Source organism: Haliscomenobacter sp. (genome assembly GCF_041740695.1).
Lineage (GTDB): Bacteria > Bacteroidota > Bacteroidia > Chitinophagales > Saprospiraceae > Haliscomenobacter.
On sequence record NZ_JBGSLK010000020.1, the window covers coordinates 47398 to 71776 of the forward strand.

Here is a 24379-nt window from a genome sequence, read left to right on the forward strand (position 1 = left end):
TTAGGCTTTATCAACATAAACATGAACGAAAAAATTCGGGTTACCGCAGTTAGTTATTTGAATACCAAGCCGCTGCTTTATGGATTGTTCAAAAGTCCGGTGGCGGCGGAGTTGGACTTGCAGCTGGACATTCCTTCCGTTTGTGCAGAAAAACTGCGGAGTGGGCAAGCGGATTTGGGCTTGGTTCCGGTAGCCATTCTGCCCGAATTGACTCAGGCTTATATTGTTTCTGATTATTGCATTGGTGCCGAGGGTGCGGTCAAAACGGTGTGTATCTACGCTGAAAAACCACTGGAAGAACTCAAGACCATTTACCTGGATTACCATTCGCGCACTTCGGTGGAGTTGGCGCGGATTTTGGTGCGTGAATATTGGAAGGTGGGGGCAGAGTTGCTGCCAGCCAAACCCGGCTTTGAAAGCAAAATCCAGGGAGATACGGGTGCCTTGCTCATTGGCGACCGCACGATGGGCCTTGATTTAAAATACCCTTATGTGTATGACCTGGGTGAAGCCTGGCTGCAACACACGGGCTTGCCCTTTGTATTTGCGGCCTGGGTCAGCACCAAGCCGCTCGATCCAGCCTTTATTCAACGGTTCAATGCAGCGCTAAAAACCGGACTCGACTACATTCCCGAGCTGATTTACCTACTGCCCAGCCAGCCCGATTTTGACCTGAATACCTACTTTACCAAATACATCAGTTATCCCTTAACCGAGGGCAAAAAAGAGGCTTTACGTTTGTTTTTGGAAAAAATCAATCCAGAAGCGCAAAACCACATTCAGTTTTTTCAGGAAGAAGTGCCAGTAGTAGCGGCTGCACGCTGGTGATTGTCGCCACCCTACCGTTTCAGTAGCTTCTCTAAAACCAAAAAAGGCCTAACTTCGTTCTTACACCCAGAGAGAAGCGACAATTCGTACCTCGTCATTCGTACTTCGTCATTCCTTTAGATTAACATCAATCATCAATGAAGAACAAACTTTTTGCCCTGAGTTTGGGTTTCCTATTCTTCGCGAGCGCTTGTCAAAATCAAGCCCGCATCAACGCACAAACCAAGGATATGAAAACAGATAAGATTGCCACCACCGATAAAGAATCCATTACGCTGGCTGGTGGTTGCTTTTGGTGTGTAGAGGCGATTTACCAGGATGTGGAAGGGGTTTATTCCACGGTATCAGGTTATTCTGGCGGCTCCGACATCGATGCCAATTACAAGGCAGTTTGCTCCGGAATGACTGGCCACGCCGAGGTCGTACAGGTGACTTTTAATCCCAACATCATTGCACTGGAAGACATCCTGCGCATTTTTTGGAGTACCCACGATCCTACGACCCTCAATCGCCAAGGCGCGGATGTAGGGCCCCAGTACCGCTCGGCCATTTTTTACCAAGATGACCGTCAAAAAACGATCGCGGAAAAGTCAATCAAAGAGGTTGCTTCTACATTGTGGGATGACCCGATTGTGACTACCCTTGAGCCGCTGCTTGATTTTTATCCTGCTGAGGATTACCATCAGGATTATTACACTTTGGTGGGAAGTCGGAATTCCTATTGCACTTTTGTGATTACGCCAAAGGTGACGAAGTTTCGCAAGGAGTTTGCGGATAAGTTGAAGAAGAAGAATTAGTGAATCACAGCGTGGCTTTTTTTAGCACAAAGAAAAAAACAAGGGACACTAAGGATACAAAGCTAAGCGTCGACGGCGCTTGGCTTTGTGTCCTTAGTAATGCCCTTCAGGTCAAACGCGAAAAACGCAGGTTTGACTTGGGAAAATCAATACCCATCAGGAATTGGACAATTGCCCAATTGATCATTCCTGCGCTCAGGGTTCGCCAACCGATTCCTGTAAATGCAGGGGGCAAGGGGGACTCAAAAACGGTAATCACCATGCCAATGAGGAGTGAGGCGACTGCGGCCCACTGGTACAGTCTAAGTTTGGCAAAAATGGGGGTCTGTGGTTCGCCCCGGTAAGCTTCTTCTACAAAACGCCCAAGTCCGTTCAGCATCAAATACAACCCAATCAGCAGTGACATGGAAGCTCCGCTGTACCACAAACGGAATTGTAGACCACCGACGAGTGCCAGCCAAATCATGGCATACAACTGGGTAGGATGCAAAGCTATTCCTTTCAGGTTGGAAATGAAACAAACCCGGGAGCGGGGATGCACATAATGGATGCCCAGATGCTCACTAGAAGGTGATCCATGGCAACAGCCATTGACCAGACAGCGCATGCGCCCAATGGCTTGTACCCAGGGCATGAATACGGCAAATACCCCCAGCATCATCCATACGTTCAGTCCCATCCACTGAATGACCAGAATAGCCAGGAATACCCCTACCATTGAGCCGTACCAGCCAAATGGGCGTTTCAGTTTGTCAGAACCTTCAATGAATTGCCCCCATAGACCGGCACAAACGGTCAAAAATACGCTTACGACTACAAGACCAAAAGCATATTCCTCGCCTGCCAAAATGCTACCTGCCACGGTACCCACAAAAGCTCCAAAGCCAACGTAAAAGCCATGATTGATGACCCGCACGGGCCCAAAAACCCATTCTTGCCAGGAGTTGGCCACTTTTTCTGCCGAACGGCGCAAAAAGGACCATATGGATGGAGCATAAAAAGCGAAGGCAAAACCTACCGCACCACTCAACAAATGCGCAAGAGGATCGCGGCTGTTGAGCAATAACCCCAAGGTCAGTAGTCCAGATAATACCGTTATTGCTGATCGAAATGCGGGTAAAAATGTACGATAAAGTGCTGTCGCCACCCAAATCCAAAACCAGGATACGGACAATCCCGCATGTAGCCAAAATGTGCCCTCAATCGTGGTGGTATGGCCAAGCCCAATCACTGGCAACATAAAAGCCAAATAAATCACCGCCATTCCACCCAACAAACCGCTGATAAAAAACTGCCGCAACTGTTGTTGTGTTCTTGCAAAAAGTGGTGCGGCAAAAAACCAAATTGCGGCTGCAATACCCACCGCCCAATGTACATTTGGGTTAAACTCCAGGCTTGAAAGAACCAGCAATGGTGTATAAGCAACGGCTTGGTTGGCCCACAAAACACTGGCATTCAACAATACCCAAGGCAGCAACAAACAGACATAGACCGAGGCAAAATGGCTTGCTGAAGGTTTGCCTGTTCCATTGGGTGGAATAGCCAGCCAGTACTGACGCGGTGCTGAGGGAAACCTTTTTAATAAATCAATCCGTTCGTACCCCCATACCAGTGCCATACAGCCCAAAGTGGCAATCGGACTGATCAGCCAAAACCCGATGGAGCTGCCAGCATAGATGGAAACACCAAAACACAGCAGTACAAAACCGGTATAAATGGGATGGGGCAGCAACTTGAAGGCACCATCTTGTACGAATTTTGGCGGTGGATAACCATTCATCGGCAAGCCTTGTCCAAAATGCCACAATGCGTACATCCCGGTAAATACCAATATGCCACCGCCGATGCTGAGCATTACCCCCCAAGTGGCAGATGCAACTGGCGGCAAAAACACCGCATGGCTGGCATTTTTTGCCCAAAGTAACAACCCGATGGGCAGTACAACCATAAAAATCAAGCTGTAGATCAACTTTCCGATGATGTCTTGGTTATTCGTTTTCATTTGAAGATGCGCATTTTGTAGATGTACAATAATAGGCCGACCAATAAGAGCCCCAATCCATATAGTGCAGACAATCCCAGGGATTTAACAAAAGGATGTGAGGTAAATGCTGCGGTCAAGGTAGCTTGAGATGGAAACCAGGCGGGCAAATAACGGATGAACTCCTGATGCTGTGCTCCGTCGTAAAATAACGGATTTTGTAGCCAACCTGCATCGATATTGGCCAACAAAACAATCAACAACATCCCTTCTAATTCACCACGAATCAACACACCGGATAGGATGCCATAACTACCATACACCATCCCCGCTGAAAAAATTCCGAGTAGTGTTCCGACAAGGTTTTGCGGCGTGAAAAACAGGTGTAATGCAGCACCTATGTAGAGGGCTAGCAGTCCTACCGTAAAAAACAACACCGTAAACAACGCAATAAAAATCTCCCAGGAGCGGTAACCAGTCAGAACCATACGACGGTGTACCTCGGCATTTTTTTGTACCAGGTTCAGCCCCAGAAAGGAGGCCAAAAAACCTACAGCAGCAACCCCGATGAAGATCAGGGACTCGTCGCGTGCGGGAACTTCTATGTAGGTTTCTTCTGATACGGTTGCCAATTTGAATGGCGTAATGCGTGTGCTGGTGGTAAAATCCACCACCCAAAAAAACAAAGAAGGAATGACGAGTAGCAATACGAGGGTGATTCGCCGCCTGATGAGTTGAACCAAGGTGATTTCCGTAATACTCCAGATGCGCTTCCATTTCATGACAGCAATCCATTTTGAAGGTGAAGAATATGGTCAAATCGCTGCTGGTCATTGATGAAATGAGAAACGACAAGTATGCTCTGTCCCCCTGCAACAATTGCCTCCGCATGATTCCAAAAACGGAGATAGGTCTCCCAATCAAAGCCATTGTAAGGCTCATCAAGTACCAGCAAATCGGGCTGATGGAGCAGCGCTAAAGCCAAATTGAGCTTTTGTTTGGTGCCGCCGCTCAATTGTTCGACTAGTTTGTGCAAATGTTGTTCAAACTGGAATTGCTGAAGCAGCAGCTCCATACTTTCTTGCCAGTGGGTGGGTGTCATTCCATAGCCCTTCGCCCAGCATTTGAAATGTTCCAATACCGTAAGTTGCCCAAATAACAATACTTCCTGTGGGCAATACCCCATGCTGGTTGGTCGCTTAATGCGGCCTGAATCGGGCTTGAGTATTCCGGTAATGATTTTCAATAGGGTACTTTTACCAGAGCCATTTTCACCAGTAATGCCAATCAATTGCCCCGTACTCATGGTAAAGGAAGCATCTACCAATATTTTTTGGCGACCAAAAGAGCGGGATACGTGTTCAACTTTTAGCACGATTGGCATGGCAGTAATTGTTTTTAAAATTTCACCAACTCGTGGATCACCCACCCGGTGTTTTCGACTTCATTGTTGACCAGCAAGGTTCCTTTGCTGCGCCATTTGGTTTCCTGGGCGCTTAAAAAATGCAGCGGAGTAAAGCGGTCAATCCCCGGCATCCAACGGATCAGGAGGTCTACAGTCTCCTTGATTTTATTGGTGTCTTCCAAGATAAAGGGTTCGCTCAGTACTAACTTTTTGTGGCGGTCGGGTAGTACAATGGCTACGTCGGAAATGCTGGCAACTGGTACACTGGCCTGGCCATCAAACACCCAACTACGGTGAGGGTTTCCCCGCAGTTCTATCCAGACCAACGGTGTATTCGCCTGGGTAAAACGCCCCCAGCGGAGCTCGTTGAAGTCCATTTTCCAGGGCGGGAGGGTCATTTCAAGGCATTCTACGTAGCCCCAACCAGAAAGGATAGGCTCATTTCCTATGCGGATGGTACATTGAGCCGCAGGTTGCATGCAATGCCAATCGAGGTAACCCTCTTCGGTGTCGTGGAGCCGCGTGCGGATGGGCGGGGCTGCGCTGTGCCATTCTCCGGAAAGGTCTAAACTAGCGTCATGCCAACGAATGGTTTTTTCCTCAATTTCTGGCTCCTGAACCGTTTTGAGTTTGCTCATATGGTGCCTTTCTCCAGCTCCATCCACATAAATGTAACTGACGTACCCGACTTTGAACGCCCGCCAATGGAGCAAGGCCGCATAACAGATCAGTACCCTGCCGTCCTCAGTAGTACAGTCGAAGTACCATTTTTTTAAATGAAAAGATGATTTTGTCTTCATGTCCAATTGATCAGTCGAATCCAAATTCAAGTAAAATTGTAGTAAAGTAAATGATATAAGTTACTGCCGGAACTGAGATATATACAATGTTAGCGATGCTAAGTAACGAGTAAACTGTATTTTGTGCCCAGAATCAACAAGGAAGGTCAATGGAAGAGATCATCAAAGAAATTGCAGAATTACTGGATATACAGGAGGTGGTGTTTTTACACAAGAAAACCCACGAAATTTTAGCTTATCCCATTGCGGATGGGCCTACGGATGAAGAGTTTGACTACATCGAGCAAGAGGTCATGGAAGTAATCAATGCTGATCCGGACAGTTACATCCGTTTTGACCCACTCAACTCGCGTGAATCATTTCAAATGATGGAAGATTTTGTAGAGACCATCAAAAATGTACGTTTAAGGGATCGCTTGATTGATGCGCTATCCATCAAAAAACCATTCCGCAGCTTTCGGAATGCCATTCAGAGCGAAGAAATAGAAGATGACTGGTACGCGTATAAGGATGCTTATTTGCAGATGTATGTGAGAGACAGGTTATAAACTTTAGGCTGTTTTTATCCCCGCCGCGCCCTCCAACCCCAATTCCGCAATGCTCTGCTCCCGCATTTCTACCTTGCGGATTTTCCCGGTAACCGTCATCGGAAAACCATCGGTAAAACGCACGTAGTGTGGGACTTTGTAGTGGGCAATCTGCCCCTGGCAATAAGCCTGCACTTCTTCAACACTCAGGGTTTCACCCTCTTTAACCCGAATCCAGGCCATCACCGCTTCCACGTATTTGGCATCCGGCACGCCGATAACCTGCACGTCGCTGATTTTGGGATGGGTGTACAAAAACTCCTCAATCTCGCGGGGATAGATGTTTTCTCCGCCTCGAATGATCATGTCTTTGATGCGGCCCACAATTTTGACGTAACCCTCTTCATCCATTGTCGCCAGATCGCCAGTGTGCATCCAGCGGGCTTTGTCGATGGCGTTTCGGGTGGAGGTTTCGTTGTTCCAATAGCCCAGCATCACGCTGTAGCCACGGGTACACAACTCGCCGGGAATCCCGCGTGGAACGCTGCGCCCGGTTTCGGGATCGATGATTTTGACTTCTAGGTGCGGGTGGATTTGGCCAACGGTACTGACTTGTTTTTCCAGCGGCGTTCCTACCCTTGTCTGGGTACTCACCGGGCTGGTTTCGGTCATGCCGTAGGCGATTTCCATTTCGGCTACGTGCATCAGGCTTTGCACTTTTTTCATCACTTCAATCGGGCAAGGCGAGCCCGCCATAATGCCCGTCCGTAAGCTAGTCAGATCGTATTGGGCAAAATCGGGCAAGTCCAATTCGGCAATAAACATGGTTGGGACGCCAAAAATTCCGGTAGCTTTTTCCCGTTCCACCGCAGCCAAAGTACTGGCTGGATCAAATCCTTCACTAGGGTAAATCATGGTTGCCCCATGCGTCACGCAGCCCAAATTACCCATTACCATGCCAAAGCAGTGGTAAAGTGGCACCGGAATGACCAGTCGATCCTTTTCGGTGAAATTCATCAACTCCGCTACAAAGTAGCCATTGTTCAAAATGTTGTGGTGGCTGAGCGTGGCACCTTTGGGGAAGCCCGTAGTGCCGGAAGTGTATTGTATATTGATGGGTTCGTCAAAAGCCAGGCTGCTTTGGCGTTGATTTAAAGCTTCATTTGAGCTTTTTTCAGCTTCCTGCAAAAAATCGTCCCAGCGCCACATGCCTGGTTTTTCGTCTTCGGCCATCCGAATGATGGTTTGCAAATGAGCAGCCTTTTCCGCTTTCAATTCTCCTTTTGGGCAATGTTGCAACTCCGGGGCCAAGGCAAAAAGCATCTCCGTAAAGTTGGAAGTCTTGAACTGATCAGCGATCACTACCGTACTGCATTCGGATTGGTTCAGTGCGTATTCCAATTCATGCAGGCGGTAACTAGGGTTGATGTTGACCAGAATGGCCCCAATTTTGGCCGTGGCAAATTGGGTGACTGTCCACTCGTAGCGGTTAGGTGACCAGATACCCACCCGATCGCCTTTTTGTACCCCCAGGGCTAAAAATGCCTTGGCACAGTCGTCTACTATTGCTTTGAACTGCTGGTAAGTGAAACGAATGTCCTGATGTTGTACGATTAGTGCATCGTTTTCAGGAAAACGAGCCGCAATATCGTCGAGCATGTCGCCAATGGTGATGCCGAGCAAGGGTTTGGTACTGGTACCGCTGAGGTAGCTGAGTTGAGTGGACATATCTATAAATTTGGAACAAACATTTAAATCAAGTTTTCCGGGTTTCGGAATATAAAATGTGAATATCTGGTATTTAAAGAAGAAAAACACCTAAAAATATCTTTCAAAAAAATATTGCTTCAAAATAGGAAGTTATAAAAAACAATTGTAGGTTTGACAATTAATGATCCCAAACATTCGGACAAGACACTATAAACACTTTTTAAAAGCTTTAAGGCCATTCGGTTCTTTTAAAGTTCAAGTTAAACTATTGCTTACAACTCATCATTTCCCTTTGAAATGGACTCAAGGGCAATGACTGGAATGCCTGATTGGTTTTAATTTTTTTGCTAAAAAATTCAATCGATTTCAAGTGTTTTTTCGGCAAAAAAATTCAATCGATTTCACGGCGGGGATTCACTGGAGGACAATGGGTTAAACCATGTTCAAGGCTGGTGATTTATATCCGCTTTTGATATATTTTCTCATTTAAATCCATTAACCCTATGATGCGACTAAACAAACTCGTTGTTCTAGTCTTGGCTATTTTTTGCTGCCACCTAACAGTAATTGCACAGCAGGTGACAGGTAAAGTTACAGCCAATGACGGGACTCCTTTGATTGGAGTGAATATTTCCGTCAAAGAGACCAATACAGGTACTATTTCAGAATCGGATGGAACATTCCAAATTGCTGCCGCTCCAGGCAATACTTTGGTTTTTAGTTACATCGGATTCGCAGCCTATGAAATTAAATTAGGCAATGAAAAAAAGTTGGATGTCACTTTGAAAGAAGACGCTCAGAGTTTGACTGAAGTAGTTGTAACCGCACTAGGGGTGCAAAGGGAATCCAAAAAATTGGGCTATTCTGTAACCGCGGTGAATACAGATCAGCTCACCCAAAACAGAACGACCAACGTGATGGAGTCGCTGGAAGGTCGGGTGGCCGGCCTGAATATTACCCCTCCGGCGGCTGGTGCAGGATCTAGTATGCAGATACGTTTACGCGGCCAAGCTGCGTTTGCGGGAGCAAACAATTCTCCCCTGATTGTCATCAATGGGCTTCCGATTGATCAGGGTGCGCGGGGTGTGAATGGTTTGGGAACCCCACGTGACCTCGGTGATAACTTGTCAAACATTAACCCGGATGACATAGAAAGTATGACCGTGTTGAAGGGCGCAACTGCCGCGGCCATTTATGGCGCCAGAGCAGCCAACGGTGCCATCATTATCACCACCAAATCTGGCCGAAAGAACCAGGGCATTGGTGTGGAATATAGCTCCAATTACTCGATCCAGCAACCACTCAATTTCTTTGACTTCCAGACGGAATACGGCCAAGGAACCGGAGGGAAAAGACCTACCAGTGGTGCCAATGCTGCCACTACTGGTCAGTTTGCCTGGGGTGAACGCTTGGATGGGGTACCCACCCCCATTTTTGATGGTACCTTGCAACCTTATTCAGCTAATCCAAACAACCTTTTCGACTTTTTGCAAACAGGAAAAGACTTCACCAATACGATTGCCATGTCTGGTGGTGGTGCCAATGGAAGCTTCAGGGCATCATTTTCCAACACGGAAGCTGAAGGGATCACTCCGAACAATGAGTACAAAAGGAAGATTGCCAATGTTGGGATCAATCACAACGTTACTAAAAAACTCAAACTGTTGTTGAACATCAACTACACCAATGAAACGCAGATTAACCCACCACAAATTGGTACACAGGGGCCAGGTGCAGTCAATTTCTTTACTCGGATGGCTACCTCCATTCCACTCTCGGCATATAAAAACAGTGCCATTGCTGCCAATGGAACGGAAACTCTGACTTCCGGTTTTCAGGGTACATTGTTAAACCCATACTATGCTTTAGCCGTCGGTCAACGTTATCAAACTCAGCGGGATCGCTTTTTGTCAACAGCTACCTTAAGGTATGATCTGACCGATTGGTTGTATGTACAGGGCAGGTATAATTATGACTTTGCGCTTAGTTTTACCGAGTCTCACGATCCGGGTGGGATAGGCACCAGCGTACCAACCAATGCGGATGGTACTTTTAAAGGGGGATACAATTTGTCCGAAAACAAGGGCACTGATGTGAATGCTGATTTCCTGGTCGGTGGTGGCAAAGAGTTTGGTAAATTTTCAGTGGATGCCAACGTTGGTGGAAACACCTGGAGGGTGAAAAACAATGGATTCAACCAAAGTTCGTCAAACTTTATTGTCCGTGATCTTTATTCAATTGGAAACGGTAGCATTCGCAACCAAGGTTATGGTTTTTCCCAATACAGGGTTAATTCACTGTATGGCTGGGCAGAACTCGGGTACAATAATTTGCTCTATCTAAACTTTACGGGCAGACAAGATTGGTTCTCCGTCTTAAATCCAGAGGACAACAGCGAGCTTTACCAATCTGTTTCGGGTAGTTTTATTTTCTCTGAGTTGATAAAAAACCAGAAATGGTTGTCTTACGGAAAGCTGAGGGCTTCCTGGGCTGAAGTGGGAAGCTCAAACGGGGTAAATCCTTACGATGGGGTGCTTGTATATGGAATCAGTCAAAACCAATTTCAAGGTCAAACGACTGCCAGTATTTCAGGGGGCACTGCACCCAACCGGTTTTTACGGCCTTTTAGTGTAGAAGAAAAAGAAATTGGCATTGAAATGAGGATGTTTGGCAATCGGGTAACGCTAGATGTTTCGGCTTTTGAAAAAATAACCACCGATCAGGTATTGGATGTTCAATTGTCGAATTCCTCTGGATACAACAGCTCGAAGGAGAATCTTGGTTCCTTGAAAAACAGTGGTTTGGAATTTTTGCTTGAAGTTAAACCAATCCAAACCCAGAATTTTAGTTGGTCAAGTTCCTGGAATCATGCTTTCCTGGCTACAAAAGTACTTTCAGTTGGGGCACCGAGTGACATCATTGTAGTCAACTGGGGGGCTACCGGGAATGAGTTCATTGGACAACTTCGCTATGTAGAAGGACTCCCCATGAACCAAGTTTATGCCAGAACCTATTTAAAAAATGAAGAAGGCCAGATTCTCCTTACTGACCAGGGGCGTCTGATTCCCTCATCGGACTACGTTAGTTTTGGTAGCTCGATTCCGAAGCATACAGGTGGTTGGAATAATACATTTACCTACAAAAATCTGAGTCTTGCCGTTCATTTTGATTACAAGCTGGGAGGCGTTGTAATTTCTTCGACTGCGTTGAACGCAACCCGGCAAGGGCATTCCAAACAGTCCTTAGTTGGTCGTGGGCCCGGAGAAACGGGTGTTGTGTTTCCTGGTGTCTACCGATCAAACGAACAGCCAAATACTAAGGCTGTAGATCCTGCCCAATTCTACGCAGATTATCGGAACAATCAAATGGGGGATATCTTTACCTTCAAGTCAGATTTTGTTAAGCTGAGAAACATCTCATTATCCTATAATCTCACGGATATGCTACACAAATCAAATGCCTTGAGGTTCATTAAAGGCTTATCCCTGACGGCCTCCTGCCGCAATTTGGCATTGCTGTACAAGGATATTCCTGACCTTGATCCAGAGGCCATTCAATCTTCGGGAGACTTCCGGTCTGGTTATGAGAATACCTCGCTGCCAACCACCCGCAATTTCAATTTTAGTCTTAATGCCAAATTCTAATGACTATGAAAAAGTTTAAAGGACTTTTGCTGATAAGTGCCATCTTCTTCTTGTTGGGAGGATGCGACAAGGATTTTATCGAATTAAACACAAATCCTTACGCGGTAACCGATCTTGATCCAGCCCTTTTGTTTGCTGGTGCTCAACGTACACACCTGGGTGGTTGGGAAACAGAACATACAATTGTTCAACACTTTGTGAACCCCTTCAACTCAGGAGCTACCCAGGGCCCCAATTTTAATGCCGACATAGATGGGTTCAACAATGGGAAGTGGGACGGAAGCTATCCTGGCTCAATTAAAAACATGGTCCAAGCACTTTCACTTTTAGAAGGGAGCGATCGGGTAAACTTACGGAGCATGTTGCGCATCTGGAAAGCCCAGGTCTTTATGGGTTTGGTAGACACCCATGCGGATATTCCCTACTTCAACGCAGGACAAGCTTTTCTCAAAGGAAGTGAGTACTTCTACCCAGCTTATGACGATGATACCGCCATTTACGCTGATCTGGAAAAAGAACTCAAGGAGGCGATTGCTGCGTTGAATCCGGGTGGCGACTTTGTTTCCTCAGATCTCTTTTTTGGGGCGAATGGATCAGCTAAAACCACTACAGCCACAGCACAGGTGGACAAGTGGAAAAAATTGGGTAATTCTCTGTTGTTGAGATTGGGCATGCGGTATTCAAAGTTGGATGCAGCCAAAGCCAAAACAATTGTTACAGAGGCATTTAATGGCGGAGTCATGAAATCCAACGATGACAATGCCTGGGTTAAGTACGATGGTACCCTCTTTACAAATGGGGCTAACGGTGGCCTGGTCAACAACAACCCTTATTTTTACTACGCTGCCGAGCCTTTAGTAGAACAATTGAAAACAACAGCTGATCCCCGGGGGCAATTTATAGTGGCTACTTATGCCAACCCTTCCAATCCATTGGCTGATCCTGCTCCCAACACCAAATTGGCTGATCAGTTTGGCGTGCCTGTAGGCGTGATCAATACCGATCTGACCAAGCCAGCCTACCGTGGTGCCAAAGGTGGCGGTTACAACTATTCACAAATGAACGTGAATGTGGTAGCTTCCTTAACAGCTCCCGATTTCTGGGTGACTTTTTCGGAAGTTTCCTTACTCCTAGCCGAAGCGGCACAAAGAGGTTGGATTGCTGGAGGCGAAGCAGCAGCCAAACAATATTACGAAGATGGCATCAAAGCAGACATCAAGCGTTATGCGCTGTATCCCAAATCTTCAACCATTTCTGACGCAGATATCGCTACTTTTCTGGCCAGTCCGGGGGTAGCTTACAATGCGGCGGATGCGCTCAAGTTGATCAACACCCAACTTTGGATTGCCTACATTAGGAATGGAACTCAGGCATGGGCCAATTTCAGAAGAAGTGGCTTTCCGGCTTTGAGTCCTAATAAGTTCAACAATCTGCTCAACGGTGGGTTTATCCGACGATTGTCATATCCAGATTATGAATTGGCTCAAAACCGGACGAATTACCAGAGTGCCGTAACAGCCATTGGTGGAACGGATAATTTGACAACAAGGGTATTCTGGGATAAAGAATAGGTTTTTATTTAAGTGTGTAAAAATTTAGGGGGGCAACTGCGTAGTTGCCCCCCTTTCTTTTAACATTACACTAAAATCAAGCTCATTTTTTATTCAAAAAACGGTATTCCCTGAGCGGCATATTTTTTCAAACCTTCTTCGTTGATGCTCACTCCAATACCTGGCTTGTCCGACACTTTGATAAAGCCTTTATCTACAAATTCCGGACCATCAAAATTGACAATTTCTTTCCACATTGGCTCTTTGTGGAAATAAATCTGCCATTCCAAAATCATAAAATTGGGCACAGAGGCACACACATGGGCAGCGGCCATGGCGCCTAGGTAAGAAGCAACCATGTGGGGGGCAAAAGGAACATAGTACAAGTTAGCCAGGTTCGCAATGCGTTGACCTTCACCTAGTCCACCAGCTTTTTGTAGATCCGGCATGACGATGTCTACTGCGCCTTTTTCCAACAAAGGGCGAAATCCATAAGCCAAATAATGATTCTCCCCTGCACAAATAGGCGTGCTGGTTGATTTGGCGATTTCCGCGTAAGCATCTACGTTTTCGGCAGGAATGGGCTCCTCCAACCACATCAGGTTCAATGGCTCCAATATTTTAGCCACGCGTTGGCCAGTTGGGAAGTCATAACGGCCGTGCATGTCGGCACAAATGTCAATATTTGGCCCCACCGCTTGCCGGGCAGCAGCCATTTGGTCATACATTCTCTGGATTTCAGCGGGACCGGCAGTCCAGTTGTAGCGGTCGTATTTGTTGGGGTCATTGCCTTGATCGAGGTCAAACTTTACAGCAGTGAACCCCATTGCAACGGCCTCTTTTGCAGCGGTGGCAAAGTCCTCTGGCTTGGGCAATTGGTTCTGATACAGTGCAGTATCCATGTAAACCCGCACCCTGTCGCGAAACTTACCACCCAATAGCTGATAGACTGGAACGTTCAGCGCTTTCCCTGCCAAGTCCCATAAGGCTGTTTCAATTGCGGATAAAACTGCGATGTACATCCCTGCCTGAGCGCCTCCAAAAACTCCACCTTTTCTAATCTGATCGAATATTCGGTGGACGTTAAGTGGGCTCTGGTCTCTCAACATCATCCCAAAGCGTTTGGCCAAATGATAGGCGCCTGATACCGCATCTACACCTTCACCATAGCCGACGATATCCTGATTGGTGGTTATTTTGATGAACATTCTTCCCCCGCCTCTCAGGTACGCAACTTTTACATCCTTGATTTTTAAATCAGTAGGAGCAGATAACTTAGGATTAACGTCTACTGCATTGGTAAATCCCTTGCCAAAAGTTTGGGTGAGCCCCGTAAACCCCATGGCACCAACCAAGGCGCTTTTGCTCAAAAACGAACGTCTTGAAGCTGTTTTTTTCATGTTTATAGTTTAATAAATGATGATGAACTTGAACTTACCAAGTTCTAGTTTTAAGCAGTTCCTCCACCCGCTCGGGGGATACCGGAAGTTTCATTTTGTTGTCTTTCAGCCACAGAGAAAAATCTTTCTCAATCTCATCGGTCCAACGGCTGTCGATTTGGCCAGCGGTGTATTTTTTCTCCCGCAATCTTGCGTGGCCAAACATGTCTCTTAGCCGAACGATTTCTGAAGATTCAACCACTTGTTGGGCCAGGTGTGCCGGAATAAAAATGATGCCTCCATCTCTGGCCAGTACCACGTCGCCTGGTATTACGGTAGCTGCCCCAATCCGAGTGGGTGTGTTGATGCCAATCAAAGTGGTATTCAATCGGGGCACCCGGTCATTGGGGCCGATGCTGCCAAAGTGATGCGAGGGATGGTAAGTTTTGAAATAGGCGGTAAAGCCTTCTATTTCTTTCATTCCGTTTACATCTCTAACCGGGCCGTCATAGACCATTCCATTTCCAGATCTGGCAAAAATGGAGTTGGCCAGGTTGTCACCCACGGTTGGGCCATCAATTTCAGCACCGTGGTGGTCTACCACATACACGTCACCGGGTTGGAGCATGTCGATAGGCCAGGCATTGGGGGAGAGTATCCGTCCATCCTTTTTACCTTTTTCCTGAATGGCCTTGTGGATGTCAGGTCTGCCAGGAATAAAGGTGGCCGTTAAAGCTCTGCCGACCAATACTCCTTCGGGGTGGACTTGCAACCAGTTTCCTTCGTATTGGTAGTTGAAACCAGCGCCTCGACAGGTCGCCCAGGCTTCCTCAAGGGTGACCGATTTCATTCTTTTTAAAATGTCGTCGGAAACTTTGGGCCTCCCGTCAGCCAATCGTTCTCCTTTCCATTCCGGGGTGAGAAAGGCCATTTCTTCTTTGGAGCTTTGCTGCGCCTGAAGCATCAGCGGGAGCATTGCTAAAAGGCCCCAAAACTTGATCAAGGTTTTCATGTTGAAAAATATTTTAATGTTTGTTTGTTTGTTCAAAATAGGTTAAAGCAAGGTTAAGGAATTGAACTCAATTAAGCAAAATAATAACTGTTTTTTTTACAATTATTGAATTTAGAATGAAATAAAATTGCTAGATTCATCCCATAAACAAAACATTATAAATCATGAGTGGCCAAAGATTCAACAAAATTTTTTTTCAGCCCATTTTGTTAGCTGTGATTGTCACAGCAATGACGGGGTGTACCTCTTCTCCTGAACCAGCGTGGCAGAAGCTTAACCAGGAGCTAATCAGTGAACACAATTTGAAAGTGCGCAATCTTACTGGATTGCCAGCAAACGATATTGAGTCAAACCTGAAACACGGACAAGTTACCAATCTTAATCAGGTAGATAGTATTGATTTAGCCCCAGGGGTTAAGGCAAAAATCTTCTGGGGAACAGGCACAATGGTGAGCGTCATTGAACTGGCACCTAACGCAAAAATCCCCGAAGAGAACTTGTCAGCTGAAAGGTTTGCCTTTGTGCTTGAAGGTTCCATCGACCAATTGATCAATGGAAAATCCCTTACCCTTGTTTCCAAAGAAAGAGAAGCTCCTGATGGCACTCATAGCGGTACGCCCCGTGTCGATTTTGTCTATTTGGAAAAAGGAAGCAAAAGCGCTGTGACCGCGGGTAGTGCAGGAGCCAAATTATTGGAGATTTACAGCCCCTTCCGGCTGGATTATCTTGAAAAAGCGGGCGTTACGAATCTACCGACAAAAATGGCAGAGCTTACCAATACGGCGAAACCAAATGTAAAACCGAATCAGGTTTACGATTTGTACGATTTTCAACTTACCGAACTTGCTCCTGGCGCTTATTCCAGACTCATTGCGGGCAAGAACACCCAGTTTAGTTTTGTTTCGATGGAACCGGGATCAGTTTTTGGACATCACATCCACCCTGAGGAACAAATGATGATGGCATTAAGAGGGGAATGTGATGAAATTTTGCTGGATACCGAACAACGCATGACACCTGGTGACGTGGTGGTCATCCCGGGCAATATGGTCCATGGGGCAAAAATGAGCGCAGTAGGTTGTGATGCGCTGGACATTTTCTGGCCAGTCCGCCCAGACTATATGGAAAAGGAGCAAGCCAGAATGGCAGCTTACCGGGCAATTATTCCGGAGAATTCAAAACCTCAATTATTGGTGGACGGAACGAAAACCAAGCCAAGTCTGACTTTCAGCGAAGGGCCAAAATGGATGAACGGCAAAATCTATTTCTCCAACATGTATTTTGATCAAAGCTGGACCGCCGATCCTTCAAAAAGTTCAACAGTCGAATTAAGCCCTGATGGCACTTATAAAAATATTACTCAAGGCAAAATGCAAACGAACGGGCTCTATCCATATAAAAATGGCAACCTGCTGGTCTGTGATATGATCGGGCACCAGGTGGTGGAGATGACCCCAGCCGGTAAAGTTGTAAAAGTGATTGTAGATCAATATGATGGCAAACCCATCGACGGCCCGAATGACATCATTACCGATGCCAAAGGCGGGATTTACTTCACCGATCCTCAGTTTACGATGGAGCCAAAGAAGTCCCAACCTGGGCGGGCGGTGTATTACGTTTCACCTGAAGGTAAAATTACCAGACTTACCGAGCCCAACGAATTCGCGATGCCCAATGGGATTGTGTTGTCACCGGATGGTAAAACATTGTACATCAACAATTGCTACGATGACGAATCCTGGTTTCCAGTAAACAGTGAGAAAGACAATTACATCTGGGCTTACGATGTGAAGGAAGATGGGACCATCAGCAATGGCAGGCAATTCGCCAAATTATTCCTAACCGGTAATGTGCTGGACAGAAAAGGCAAGTCATCAAGTGCCGATGGAATGGCCATTGACAAAAAGGGCAATCTTTATGTAGCGACCTACTATGGTGTGCAAATTTTCAATGCCGAAGGAAAATACGTTGGAATGATCAATTTACCGAGCTTCCCGGTGAGCCTTTGCTTTGGAGACAAGGACATGAAAACCTTGTACATCGTCAGCTACAGCAAGGTGTATACCATTCGCACCAACATGGAGGGCTTTATTAATTATTTATAAATCGTCACAACTACCAAATAATGAATAAAATTAAGCTAAGGGTGTGCTTGCTTGCACTTTCGATCTGCTTTTGTGGGTTTACACCGGTATCCGGTCAAGAAATCGGCACCATTGAGTTCATTTCGCCAGAGCTTTCCAGCCTCATCAAAAAGGAAGCGAAGGTAGAAGTGATTGCCGAGGGTTTTCAATTTACGGAAGGACCTTTATGGCTGGAAAAGGAGAAAATGCTTTTGTTTTCCGACATTCCTGCCAATACCATTTACAAATGGACTGAAGCCAAGGGCAAAGAAGTGTATGTGAAGCCAGGTGGGTACACGGGCAGCGAACCCAGGGGTGGATTTATGGGCCCCAATGGATTGTACAAAACCAAAGACGGTAAGTTGTGGGTTTGCCAACACGGTGACCGCAGAATTGCCGCTATGGATGCTCCCCTCAATGCGCCAAAGTCCAATTTTGTCACCGTCGCAGGAGCCTATGATGGCAAAAAATTAAATAGTCCGAACGACTTTTTTATGTCTTCCAAAGGTGAGCTTTACTTCACCGACCCAGCCTATGGTTTTGAAGGCGGAATGAGAGATCCCAAAAAAGAGCTCCCATTTCAAGGGGTGTACAAAATGGACAAAGCCGGGAAAATCAGCCTTTTGATTGATTCCATGCAAGCACCCAATGGTATCGGCATTCTTCCAGATGGAAAAACCCTATTGGTATCGAATACCCAGGGAAGGGGTAGAGGCTGGTATGCTTACGATATTGCCTCGAGTGGTGCCTTGGAAAATGCACGTGTGTTTTACAATCCAGGAACGACCCGGGAACCGGGAGGCTGCGATGGATTTAAAATCGATAAAAAAGGCAATGTGTTTGCGGCGGGGCCGGGTGGCATTTGGATTTTCACAAAAGAGGGCAAATTGATTGGAAAAATCAAAATGAACAACCTGACTGCGGCCAATTGTGCGTTGACAGCGAATGGCAAAACGCTTTACATTACGGCTACGCAGTATTTGTTAAGGGTTAAAATGCGTTGATCCTAAGCAGACCTTTCTTAGGTGATGCTAAGGTTTCTCAGGTTTCTTAGGTGGTAAAAAGAAAAAACTGCGTAGCAGGGTATTCTTTCACCACCTAAGAAACCTAAGACACTCAAGAACCACCTAAGGAAATTTGCTCCTAGGTGCCTGCAAGCACCACAATGATATTTTGGTCAAAAATTACCAAAATTCGGGATGATTCATAATTAAAAGTGACCCTAGTTTTCTTTCTTCACTCTGGCCAATTTCATTTCCCCTCTTTCGTTTTTGGTTACAATTTCGTCGTCACTCACCAATTCTCCTGTGTTGTTGATGGTCATCTCGTTAAAAGAGACCGTGTAGGAAAACTTCTTTCCCTCCACTTTTCCGTTCTCGATTTTCCGTTCTCCAAATTGAGTTTTCCAAATACCCGTTAAAGTTGTTCCTTCAACTTTAAATGTGTAATTGATTTCCATTGTGCCGTTTGGCGTTTCACGGGTGCCTTTCCAGTCACCGTCAATGCCAGTTTGAGCGTAGGTGCTGAGGCATCCAAATAGGAGCAATACTGCGATAAGATGTTTCATGTTGAATGAATTGTAGGTTAATGAATTTTTAGAGTTACGTTTACTAAACTTTGAAAGTTTAGTAAACGTCGAGCCATTCGCATGGCTACCAAGTTCTTTTGCTCATCACTTTGTCGAGTTCTGCACGGGTCATCTTGCCCAGTTCGGGATGTTTTTCCAGCCATTTTAAAAACTCCGTTTTGATTTCATCCGTCCACTCGCTGTCGATTTCTCCGGTGCTGTATTTGTTGGTTCTGACCATTTCAAAGCCAAATTGGTCTTTTCGGATGACAAATTCCGACGTACTGACCACTTGTTCAGCCATGTGTGCGGGTACAAAAAGTACACCTTCCATGGTAGCAATCACCAAGTCACCCGGAAGAACGATGGCATTGCCGATCCGAATTGGGCTGTTCAGCCCCATCAGCACCATTTGCTCGGTGAAGGAAGGGTGAAAATCCCGTACAAAAGCATTAAAACCTTTGAGGTTGGTGATTTCCTGCAAATCTCTGCAAGCGCCATCAAAGACGACCCCGTTTCCAGATTTGCTAAAGATGGAATTGGCCAGAGTAGCACCCATGATCGGGCCGCCGCCGATTTTCCCAAAAGCATCGGCAACGTACAAGTCACCTTTGGTGAGTACATCGATCGGCCAGGCATTGGTATTGCCTTTCCGGCCTTGTTTTGCCCCTCTTTCCTTGATGTTTTTTTCAACATCAGGTCGGCTGGGCAGGTACATGGCAGTGACTGCCCGGCCGGTCATGCTTTGGTTATTGACCGTTTTCCAGCCACCTTCGTATTGGTTGAGGTAGCCTTCATTTTTCAGCACCGTCCAGGCGTCATCAATCATAATGAGCTTCGCCCTTTCCAATAGGGCATCAGCAATTTTTGGTCTGCCATCCCCAAACCTTTCTCCTTTCCATTCCGAGGTAAGAAAGATCATTTCTTCTTTGGAAATGGTTTGTCCGTTCAAAGAAAAATGCACTGCACAGCAAAAAAGCAGTAGTGAAAAAATGACGAAAAAAGATCTCATGGTACTTGGTTTGTGATGTTTTTAACCGCTTCCGATCCCAGTCGCTCTTCCAACTGGGTTAGAAATAAACTTTTGGGGCTTACATGCCTGTCCATAACCTCGACGTGGCCATTGCGTTTGGTCAAATCTTGCAACGCAGCATTGAAAATGACCGCATTGAGCCCAATATGCCCAAAAGAATAATTTTGTGCAGTGGGTGGTTGTTGAATCAAATAGTCTCCCTCACAATTCCAAAATACAATATTGGCACCAGCCCAACCAATGATGAAGTCCCAGAAGCGAGCCGTAAGGGGTGCTTTCACATTGTCGTACAAGACGCCATTGGCCCAACGGTTGTGTGGCTCGCTGGAAGAATAAGGCTGAATAGCCGTACATTCCAGAAAGACATTTCCACTTGCTTCCGAGCCTTGTAATACGAAGGAATGCCGTCCTTTTTCGGAAACACATCTTTGAACCAGGCAGAACTGACCGTTCATCTGGAAGGTAAATCTTCTTCCGCCCCAGCGCTGCGAAACAGGTTCTCTGGACTCACAATCCTGCACGGTAATCCATTTCGTCCCAGCGTTGGCTTGTACCACACTGCTTCCAAAGTGTAGCGCGGTCATGTTCCTCACCCATGCATTTTTGACATTGGTCAAGTCGATGAAATTAGAATAATGATTTTCATCGGAGAAATATTCCTCGCCCTGATACCTATGTGTGGCACCCAAGTCGTCTCGATCCATGTTCCCATATTCGTTGGTACGTATGGAAGGGTCATACTCTGAGATTCCACGCAAGTTTTCAATGCCAACCTGTTCGATCCGCTCGTCATTGTACTTGTAAAGGACTCCCCCACCCCAGCGCTTATCGATCGCCGTAAAAATCGGGGCATCCACAGTAACGGTATTTCCATTGATGTCAACAATTGTCCGGTCGAAGTTGATGTCAAAAGGTTTCCAGCGGTTCCTTCCAACTGTAGCGGTATCCAGGCCAATTTTTTTGATCCAATCTTCATTTCCAATGCGGCGTACCAGCACCCTATCTCCCTTTTTAAATGCTTTGGCGGATGTTATTTTGAAACGCAGAGCACCAACTGGTACGTATTCATCGATAATGTTTTGTTTGGACTCTTCAAGCAGTTTTATACCAGACGCACCGCTAATGTTGATCAGCGCAGGACGTCTAAATCTAGGTCCGCTTCCTTCCGCAGGCTTTGTTATTTTACCGTAAAGAATCGTACCGACATCGCTTCGACCCTCTCCACGAAGTACCACCCCTGATGCCTTGATGTAAAGGGGTTTGGTCAACTGGTACATGCCCATTTTTAGGAGTACAGCCCCTCTAAACCCTGAAGCATCAGGTGGTAGTGCAGAGACCCGATCAATAGCGGCCTGTATACTGTCCGAATTATCTCCCAGCACGGGCCAAATGGTTGCCTTTACGGCCACAAAAGGAATCGGTACCCCTCCAGCCTTATAGCCAGCATTTGAAAAATCAGGGATCGTATTGCCAAGGCTGTCAGCGATATATACCAGTTTTCCATCAGTCCCGGGAAAGACCAAAGAGGTAGTTGGCAGCATGTCCTGTGCCTCACACACAAAAGTGTTGATACAGCATGCTACAATTGCGATCAAGGAGATTTTAATTCTCATTGAAAATGGTTTAGTGCTTGTCTACATTTGGCGATTTTAATCTTTAAAAAGTAGCGGTGCTACTTGGTACAAGCTGCGCCGCCAGGTCTGGAATTCATGGCCAGTAGCTTCTGAAACGTAAGAAACAGCATTAAAACCTGCTTCTTTAAGGGCAGTTGTTGCATTTTTAACGCCGTCAGGTCTTTCTTTGCTCCCACAGCTCAAGAAAATGAGCTTCACTTTGGATTTGTCTTTGATGTCCACCGGAGCGTAGATGCCACCACTCAAGAGCGCATAGTGTGAAAAAACTTCAGGCAGGTTCGTGGTAATGGTCTTGGTTTCCATACCGCCCATGGAGAGCCCACCCATTGCACGCTTTTCCTGCTTGGCAATGGTGCGGAAAGTTTTGTCAACAAAAGGAATCAGCTCATCGACCAGAACCGTCTGAAATGGCTTGATGTCGAAATTTCTGAGTCCACCCATTTTAACGTCATTGGTCATGCCATAAGTCATTACAATGATAAATGGTTTTATTTTTCCTTCCGCAATGAGGTTGTCCATGATCAAATTGGCGCGACCCTGGTTGCTCCAGGCGGTTTCATCTTCGCCCCAACCATGCTGTAGGTACAATACGGGATAACGGGTTGAGGTTTTTTCATCATACCCTGGCGGAGTGTACACAAAAGCGCGGCGCGAGGTATTGGTGCTTTTCGATGGAAACAGAATCAGTTGCACATTTCCGTGAGGGACATCCTTTAATGCGTAGAAATCCTGGTCGTGTGCAGGGATTTCAATGCCACTTTCCCAGCGGGTAGACCCATAAAAATTGAGCGCGCCGGGGTCGTTGAATTTTCCCCCGTCGATGTTGACGTTGTAATAATGGAAACCTTCGTCCATGGGGCCAGCGGTAGTAGCCATCCAGGAGCCATCTTCTGCTTTAGCCAATTTAGTGCCGCCTCTGCCGCCTAGCCCAAGGCTCACCCTGACACTATCAGCCGCAGGTGCAATGACCCGGAAGCGGGCATAACCCTGCGAATTGACCTGTGGATACTCTTGCCCTGGTTGATTTAGGGTAGAGGGTTTGAAGTCTTCTAAGATTGCCGTTGATCCGGTTTGGGCCACGCAAAAGGAAGCAGATATGGCAAACAGCAATGCTGATGCAAATAAATTAAGTCTCATAATGTTTTTTGTTTATAGTTTTTACTCACTCCTTAGTGCTGATCATCTTCCCCCATTACGTCATAACCCCGCCATTTGTATGATGTGGCAAGTCCCGATGCGGCGGGCCAGGCAATTTGATGCTCCTTACTTTTTACCCAATTTCGGCGGTCTTGTTCGGTAGCAAAAGAAATCTGAACCTGGTAGTTGTGGGTAGTTGGCTCCGCTTGAATCTCTTTGGCAAGGGGCTCTGGAAAAAGGCGCAAAAGTTTGGAACTGCGGTAGCCTTTCTGAACCGTCATAGCTGGTACATAGATGGCGTAATACACTTTTTCAAAAGCTTCGGCATTCTCTTTTGGCACCACAAAGTCCATTTGTAAAGCTACAGCCTTGGGCGTAACCAATGGTTTGCTGATGCTCAGGTTCTTTTGTTTGGAAGCAGAAATGCCAATGACGAGAAGTTCAAGGCCCTTTTCACCATTATTAGTGATGCTCAGTTTTTCACCCAAAACTCCAGAGAAGGCATCATCGGCTTTAATGTTTGCTGTTTCACCATTGATGGTAACCGTGCCAGATCCATTCACCACATAATAGACTGCTTCGGCACCTTCAAGTGCAGTCCGCCCGGCAGATTTCCCCGCTGGAATAAGCAAGTGATCAACGTGATCCCAATCGGTACGAAAAACTTCCGACCCGATCAAACGACGGTAAAGGACGCCTTCACCTGCATAAATCTGGCTATTTGCCTTCAGTTTATCTTGCTCCAGGCGCGCCGATACAAATGCGGGAATGGGATCCAGACTTGCGCCAACCCGCGCATCGCCCAGATCAAAAGCATCTCCTACCCCTTTCTTTTGGCTTACCGCAAAATTGAGCCAACGAATAGGTTCGTTGGAGGCGTTGTAAATGGCATGGGAATCACCCAACTTGCAGGGCACAATTGCGGGTGCTTTTATTTTGGCAGTACGCCCATTGACCGTAAATTCTGCTTCCCCGCTGAGGATCACATACATTTCCTCGATGCTGTGGTGAAAATGATGGCCAATGCCCGATTTGGCATTGATCACACCCGTGTGTAGATAAAGAAAGTTGGTGGACAGGTCATTGCGGCCGATCAATTGGGTAAATCCCATTTTTCCAGCACCTGCATGTACCGCCGAAAGTTCTCGGTATTTGGATGGATCATTGGGTATGATGCGATCCTTTAAGGGTTGGGCAGTGGCCTGCACTACGAAGCTGGCCACTAGTAGGATGAACAATTGTTTCATCTGCG

General features: G+C 46.4%; 19 protein-coding genes. 7 read left to right on the forward strand and 12 right to left on the reverse strand.

Annotated elements, in window-relative coordinates:
* The first annotated feature begins 21 nt into the window (after window positions 1-21).
* Both ACEW9O_RS03735 and msrA read left to right on the forward strand, forming a co-directional pair.
* Entirely contained in the window at window positions 22-828 is an 807-nt protein-coding gene (locus ACEW9O_RS03735; RefSeq protein ID WP_373548784.1) for a menaquinone biosynthetic enzyme MqnA/MqnD family protein, read from the forward strand.
* 137 nt (window positions 829-965) lie between these two features.
* A complete protein-coding gene (msrA, locus tag ACEW9O_RS03740) occupies window positions 966-1625 on the forward strand; it encodes a peptide-methionine (S)-S-oxide reductase MsrA (RefSeq protein ID WP_373548785.1) in 660 nt (219 codons plus the stop codon).
* A gap of 106 nt (window positions 1626-1731) precedes the next feature.
* Here msrA and ACEW9O_RS03745 read toward each other — a convergent pair whose 3' ends face one another.
* The 4 genes from ACEW9O_RS03745 to ACEW9O_RS03760 are packed head-to-tail and all read right to left on the reverse strand — an operon-like array spanning window position 1732 to window position 5811.
* Window positions 1732-3627, reverse strand: a complete 1896-nt coding sequence (locus tag ACEW9O_RS03745) for a prolipoprotein diacylglyceryl transferase family protein (RefSeq protein ID WP_373548786.1) — start codon at window positions 3625-3627, stop codon at window positions 1732-1734.
* The gene (locus ACEW9O_RS03750) at window positions 3624-4388 is read right to left on the reverse strand and encodes a hypothetical protein (protein ID WP_373548787.1); all 765 of its coding nucleotides are present in this window, start codon (window positions 4386-4388) and stop codon (window positions 3624-3626) included. Before ACEW9O_RS03750 ends, ACEW9O_RS03745 begins: the two co-directional genes overlap by 4 nt.
* The gene (locus ACEW9O_RS03755; RefSeq protein WP_373548788.1) at window positions 4385-4990 is read right to left on the reverse strand and encodes an ABC transporter ATP-binding protein; all 606 of its coding nucleotides are present in this window, start codon (window positions 4988-4990) and stop codon (window positions 4385-4387) included. Before ACEW9O_RS03755 ends, ACEW9O_RS03750 begins: the two co-directional genes overlap by 4 nt.
* A gap of 14 nt (window positions 4991-5004) precedes the next feature.
* Window positions 5005-5811, reverse strand: coding sequence for a hypothetical protein (locus tag ACEW9O_RS03760; RefSeq protein WP_373548789.1), 807 nt, complete (start codon window positions 5809-5811; stop codon window positions 5005-5007).
* Window positions 5812-5960: 149 nt separating this feature from the next.
* On the opposite strand from ACEW9O_RS03760, the gene ACEW9O_RS03765 reads away from it, so the two are divergent.
* Complete coding sequence (locus ACEW9O_RS03765; protein WP_373548790.1) at window positions 5961-6359, forward strand: UPF0158 family protein; 399 nt, start codon at window positions 5961-5963, stop codon at window positions 6357-6359.
* 3 nt (window positions 6360-6362) lie between these two features.
* Here ACEW9O_RS03765 and ACEW9O_RS03770 read toward each other — a convergent pair whose 3' ends face one another.
* Complete coding sequence (locus ACEW9O_RS03770) at window positions 6363-8066, reverse strand: AMP-binding protein (RefSeq protein ID WP_373548791.1); 1704 nt, start codon at window positions 8064-8066, stop codon at window positions 6363-6365.
* A 485-nt stretch (window positions 8067-8551) separates the two neighbouring features.
* On the opposite strand from ACEW9O_RS03770, the gene ACEW9O_RS03775 reads away from it, so the two are divergent.
* Both ACEW9O_RS03775 and ACEW9O_RS03780 read left to right on the forward strand, forming a co-directional pair.
* Entirely contained in the window at window positions 8552-11692 is a 3141-nt protein-coding gene (locus tag ACEW9O_RS03775) for a SusC/RagA family TonB-linked outer membrane protein (protein WP_373548792.1), read from the forward strand.
* Window positions 11693-11697: 5 nt separating this feature from the next.
* Window positions 11698-13263, forward strand: coding sequence for a SusD/RagB family nutrient-binding outer membrane lipoprotein (locus tag ACEW9O_RS03780; protein WP_373548793.1), 1566 nt, complete (start codon window positions 11698-11700; stop codon window positions 13261-13263).
* 89 nt (window positions 13264-13352) lie between these two features.
* Here the strand turns inward: ACEW9O_RS03780 and ACEW9O_RS03785 are convergent, their stop codons facing one another.
* Window positions 13353-14642: a mandelate racemase/muconate lactonizing enzyme family protein gene (locus tag ACEW9O_RS03785; RefSeq protein WP_373548794.1), complete on the reverse strand. Its 1290-nt coding sequence runs from the start codon at window positions 14640-14642 to the stop codon at window positions 13353-13355.
* 34 nt (window positions 14643-14676) lie between these two features.
* A complete protein-coding gene (locus ACEW9O_RS03790; protein ID WP_373548795.1) occupies window positions 14677-15633 on the reverse strand; it encodes an RraA family protein in 957 nt (318 codons plus the stop codon).
* 164 nt (window positions 15634-15797) lie between these two features.
* Between ACEW9O_RS03790 and ACEW9O_RS03795 the strand changes: the two genes are divergently transcribed.
* On the forward strand, window positions 15798-17738 hold the full coding sequence (locus ACEW9O_RS03795; RefSeq protein WP_373548796.1) for an SMP-30/gluconolactonase/LRE family protein: 1941 nt from the start codon (window positions 15798-15800) through the stop codon (window positions 17736-17738).
* Window positions 17739-17758: 20 nt separating this feature from the next.
* Window positions 17759-18760: an SMP-30/gluconolactonase/LRE family protein gene (locus ACEW9O_RS03800; RefSeq protein WP_373548797.1), complete on the forward strand. Its 1002-nt coding sequence runs from the start codon at window positions 17759-17761 to the stop codon at window positions 18758-18760.
* 218 nt (window positions 18761-18978) lie between these two features.
* On the opposite strand, the gene ACEW9O_RS03805 is transcribed toward ACEW9O_RS03800, so the two are convergent.
* The 5 genes from ACEW9O_RS03805 to ACEW9O_RS03825 form a co-directional block, all read right to left on the reverse strand.
* On the reverse strand, window positions 18979-19323 hold the full coding sequence (locus ACEW9O_RS03805) for a hypothetical protein (protein ID WP_373548798.1): 345 nt from the start codon (window positions 19321-19323) through the stop codon (window positions 18979-18981).
* A gap of 85 nt (window positions 19324-19408) precedes the next feature.
* Window positions 19409-20335, reverse strand: a complete 927-nt coding sequence (locus ACEW9O_RS03810; RefSeq protein ID WP_373548799.1) for an RraA family protein — start codon at window positions 20333-20335, stop codon at window positions 19409-19411.
* Window positions 20332-21969, reverse strand: a complete 1638-nt coding sequence (locus ACEW9O_RS03815) for a hypothetical protein (RefSeq protein WP_373548800.1) — start codon at window positions 21967-21969, stop codon at window positions 20332-20334. The genes ACEW9O_RS03810 and ACEW9O_RS03815 overlap by 4 nt, the downstream gene beginning before the upstream one ends.
* A gap of 36 nt (window positions 21970-22005) precedes the next feature.
* The gene (locus tag ACEW9O_RS03820) at window positions 22006-23127 is read right to left on the reverse strand and encodes an alpha/beta hydrolase-fold protein (protein WP_373548801.1); all 1122 of its coding nucleotides are present in this window, start codon (window positions 23125-23127) and stop codon (window positions 22006-22008) included.
* A 32-nt stretch (window positions 23128-23159) separates the two neighbouring features.
* The gene (locus tag ACEW9O_RS03825; protein ID WP_373548802.1) at window positions 23160-24374 is read right to left on the reverse strand and encodes a cupin domain-containing protein; all 1215 of its coding nucleotides are present in this window, start codon (window positions 24372-24374) and stop codon (window positions 23160-23162) included.
* Window positions 24375-24379: the final 5 nt, after the last annotated feature.